This is a genomic window from Streptomyces sp. NPDC059080 (assembly GCF_042739975.1).
GTDB lineage: Bacteria > Actinomycetota > Actinomycetes > Streptomycetales > Streptomycetaceae > Streptomyces > Streptomyces benahoarensis.
The window spans coordinates 43779-47747 of sequence record NZ_JBHYGX010000044.1 but is presented as its reverse complement, the minus strand read 5'-3'; the positions used below and the strand labels follow the sequence as shown (position 1 = coordinate 47747).

4 protein-coding genes and 1 pseudogene are annotated in these 3969 nt (G+C 77.7%); 1 reads left to right on the top strand and 4 read right to left on the bottom strand.

Annotated elements, in window-relative coordinates:
- Positions 1-72: 72 nt before the first annotated feature.
- From ACFWWQ_RS25535 to ACFWWQ_RS25520, 4 genes and pseudogenes are all read right to left on the bottom strand, one after another.
- On the bottom strand, positions 73-261 hold the full coding sequence (locus ACFWWQ_RS25535) for a hypothetical protein (protein WP_384600480.1): 189 nt from the start codon (positions 259-261) through the stop codon (positions 73-75).
- A gap of 134 nt (positions 262-395) precedes the next feature.
- Positions 396-1313, bottom strand: coding sequence for a DUF6777 domain-containing protein (locus ACFWWQ_RS25530; protein WP_384600477.1), 918 nt, complete (start codon positions 1311-1313; stop codon positions 396-398).
- Between the two features lie 214 nt (positions 1314-1527).
- Positions 1528-1626, bottom strand: a pseudogene (locus tag ACFWWQ_RS25525) (nuclear transport factor 2 family protein); the annotation flags it as partial.
- Positions 1627-1703: 77 nt separating this feature from the next.
- Positions 1704-2930: an MFS transporter gene (locus ACFWWQ_RS25520; protein WP_384600474.1), complete on the bottom strand. Its 1227-nt coding sequence runs from the start codon at positions 2928-2930 to the stop codon at positions 1704-1706.
- Positions 2931-3046: 116 nt separating this feature from the next.
- On the opposite strand from ACFWWQ_RS25520, the gene ACFWWQ_RS25515 reads away from it, so the two are divergent.
- Positions 3047-3847, top strand: a complete 801-nt coding sequence (locus ACFWWQ_RS25515; protein ID WP_384600471.1) for a helix-turn-helix domain-containing protein — start codon at positions 3047-3049, stop codon at positions 3845-3847.
- Positions 3848-3969: the final 122 nt, after the last annotated feature.

The following is a 3969-nucleotide window of genomic DNA, read 5'->3' as shown; positions in this document are numbered from 1 at the left end:
GGGGGGCCGCGCGGGGCCCGGGGGGGGCGGGGCGCCCCGCCGCGCCCCCCCCCACGTCCGTGCCGCCGCCGTTCAGGGCAGATAGCGTTCGAGGGCGGCGGCCCCTTTCTCCTCGATCATGCGCCGTGCCCACTCCAGGCTCTCGGGGCTCGGTTCCCGCCCCGACGCCCGCACCAGATCCTCGGCGTCGAACGGCCGCTCGCCGCCGGTGAACAGGTCCTTCGGCCGCTCGGTGGTCGTTCCCTCGTCGTCAGCGCTCACGGATTCCTCCTCTTCCGGCCCGCCCGGCCACCTGCTCACCGCCCGGCCACGGCCGACGCTCACTTCGGGTCCCTCCATCATGCTGCCGCCGCCCCCGGTCCGCACGGCGTCGGGCCGGAGCGCGGCGGGCGGCCTCACGGCGCCGTGCGGTCGGCGTCCCCGGTGGTCCCGCGCGGGCGGACGAACTGGCGCCCGGTGGTGGGGTCGACCAGGACGAAGTCCGTCACCTCCGCCGACGTCTGCCGCACCGCGATGGTGCGGCCCGGGTCGTACCCCGGCCACGCCTGGCCCTCGGCGGGCGGCGCCTTCTTCAGCTCGACCGGCGGCGTCAGCGGGGTGCCGCCCACGCAGCGCACCCGCGGCACCCCGTGCCCGTCGACGAGCACCGCGGTCCCGGCCTGCATCACCGCCTGGTAGCCGGTGGCCTCGCCGCCGAGGAAGCCGTGGGCGGTGATCCGGGTGTCGTACCGCAACTCGACGGGGGTGAGGGCGCGCAGCGCCTCCGGGACGGCGGTGTCCTCGATGCCCTCGGTGTCGGCGAACGCGGCGGTCCGACCGAGATCGGCCTGCAGGTACCGGATCAGCCGGCCGGTGTCGCAGGAGGCCGTGGAGCGTCTGCCGCCGTAGAGGCCGTGCAGCGACCCGGGGAGGTCGCGGACGGTCTGGGGGCGGCGCGGGGCGGCGTGCGGCGCCGGCGGGCCGGTCCGCCGGGCCACCGACGCGGTGAACGGGTCGGGCCCCGGCTCGTGCAGCGGCAGCGGCAGCAGCCCGGTGCGGGCCTCGGCGGCGCCGGGCGCGCCCTGGTACGGCCGGGTGAGGAAGCCGGTCAGGAACAGACCGGCCGCCAGTATCCCGGCGGGCAGGGCGAGCCGGGCGGTGCGGTGCCACCAGGGGGCGCGTCCGGTCGGCCGGACCGGGCGCCCGACCGCGGCCGGACGCCCCTCGGGAGGGTGCCCGGCCGGGGCGCGCCCGGGCCCGGGAGGTTCCGCGGATCCCTGGGCGCCGGCCGGGTCCGGGGGCTCGTGTCCGGGCGGGGGTGGTGTCGTGGTCACGGCCCTCTCCGATCGTCCGGCGTCCGGTGGGCGGGCGGCACGGGGGCGGGACGGCTCATGGGGCGCGGGCACCTTCGTTCCGGTCCGTCCCGCTTCGTCCCTGCCGGACCCATTGTCTGCCCGGCGCCGCCGCGGGCCGCAAGCCGGGCGGCGGGCGGGGGCTCGCGGACGTACCGTGCGCGCCCCCGCCGTCAGACGAAGCGCGCCCCCGCCGTCAGACGAAGAAGGCGTTCATCCCGGGCACATCGGAAAGGTAGGTCTCGATCCGCGCGATCCGCCCGTCGCGGAGCGTGCAGACCGTGGCGAGGTACTCGGCGAATTGCCATGTATTCAACAAGTGGGTCGGGTGCGCCGCCGGAGCCCGCTTCGTACGGGTTCCGGCGGCGCCCCTCACCGCTGCGCGCCGGCCGGCAGCAGCCCGACGAGGAGACCGGCGAGCGCGGCGGCGCACCCGGTGGCCGCCACCGCGGGCCAGCCGCCCGCCGTCCAGGCCAGCGCACCGCACAGCGAACCGGCCGCGATGCCCAGGAAACGCAGCGTGAAATAGAGGGTGTTGAGGCGGTTGTGCTGCGCCGCGTCGAGGCGGAACAGCACCGTCTGGGTGGCGGCCTGCCCGCCCCACACCCCCACGTCCAGCACGATCACGCCCGCGATCACCCACCACAGCGAGCCGGTGCCGGGCAGCAGCACCAGCCACCCGGCGACCACCAGACCGGTCAGCGTCGCCGTCGCCCCGCGCCGCCCCCACCGCTCCGCCAGCCGCCCCGCGTACGGCGACGCGGCCGCGCTGGCCGCCGCCACCAGCCCGAACAGCCCGATCCGTGCCGGGTCGAGCCGGTGGTCGTGCGCCAGCAGGAACGTCAGCGTCGTCCAGAACGCGCCGAACGCCACGCCCACCAGCGCACCCGACACCGTCACCACCCGTACCACCGGCCGCCACCACAGCCGGGGCAGTGAGGCGAGGGTGGCGCGGTAGCCGGGGCCCCCGGCCGCCGGGAGCGGCGGCAGCGCCCGCCGCAGTACGGCCATCAGCCCCAGCGTGACCAGGCACGAGACGCCGTACACGGTCCGCCAGCCCGCCAGCTCCGCCAGCGCCCCGGCGTACGCGCGCGAGGCCAGCACCCCGACGAGCAGCCCGCCCTGCACCGTGCCGACGATCCGGCCCCGGCCCGCCGCCGGGCCGCCCGACGCGTCCGCCAGCGCCACGGCGAGCGGTGTGAGCAGCTGCGGCACCGGCGACAGCACCCCGAGCGCGAAGCCCGCCACGAGCAGGCACCACACCGACGGCGCCGCCGCGCACACCGCGAGCGCCGCCGCCGACCCCCACCCGAGCGTGAGGATCAGCCGCCGCCGGTCATGGCTGTCGCCCGCCGGTACGAGCAGCAGAATGCCCGCCGCGTACCCCGCCTGCGTGACGGTCGGCAGCGCTCCGAGCGTCCCGGCGTCGGCGCCCAGTGACCGCGCGATGGCGTCCAGGAGCGGCTGGTTGAGATAGACATTCGCGGCCGTGACGGCGGCGGCCACCGCGAGCAACGGCATCGGCGACCGGCCGCCGCACACCGTAGGGCCGCTCGGCGTACCGCCGCTGACCTGGAGAGAAGACGTGGATTGCTGCACAGTCACCGACGCTAGGGCGCCGCCGCACGGCATACTTTCGAGCTCCGGCCGTCCCCTGTCGAGAAGCGGCCGCGAGCGGCGGGCCGCCACCTGCCTGGCGGAAAGGAGCGGGCACGGTGTACGGCAAGAGCGAGGACCGGGACGACTACCAGCGCGTCCCCCGGCCACTGGCCGCGATGGCCCGCGACCTCCCCGACGGCCACCACATCCCGCCGCACCGCCACCGCCGCCACCAACTCCTCTACGGCACGACCGGCGCGATCACCGTCACCACCCCGCACGGCACCTGGGTGGTCCCCGCCACCCGCGCCGCCTGGCTCCCGGCCGGGCTCACCCACGCGATGACCTGCGCCGGGGCGGTCGCGATGCGCACCCTCTACATCGACCCCGCGGCCGCCGGACACCTCCCCACCGACCCGGCCGTGGTCCCCGTCTCCCCGCTGCTGCGCGAACTCATCGACGCGGCGACCCGCATCCCCGTCGCCTACGACCCCGACGGCCGCGACGGCGCCCTGATGCGGCTGCTCCTCCTCCAGCTCGCCCCGGAGCCCCTTCCCGCGCTGCACCTCCCGGCGCCCGGCGATGCCCAGCTGGACGAGGTCTGCGCGGCCGTCCGCCGTGACCCGGGCGCCCGCTGGTCCACCGCCGACCTCGCGGCCCGCGCGCACCTCAGCCCCCGCGGACTGCACCGCCGCTTCACCGCCGCGACGGGCATGAGCCCCGCCCGCTGGGTCCAGCAGGCCCGCCTGCTCCACGCCGTCACCCTGCTGGCCGCCGGCACCCCCGTCACTGCCGTCGCCGGAGCCCTCGGCTACGCCACGCCCAGCGCCTTCACCGCGATGTTCCGCCGCACTCTCGGCACCACCCCCAGCGGCTACTTCACCGCGCCGACCGGGCCGGGCGGCGGTCCGGCGTGAGGCGCGGCGGTCCGGCGTGAGGCGCGGCGGTCCGGTGTGAGGCGCGGCGGTGGGGCGGCGCCCGCGCGCGGCGGGGGCCGCGGGGGGGGGGGGGCGCGGGGGGACGCGTGCTGTGTGAGGGG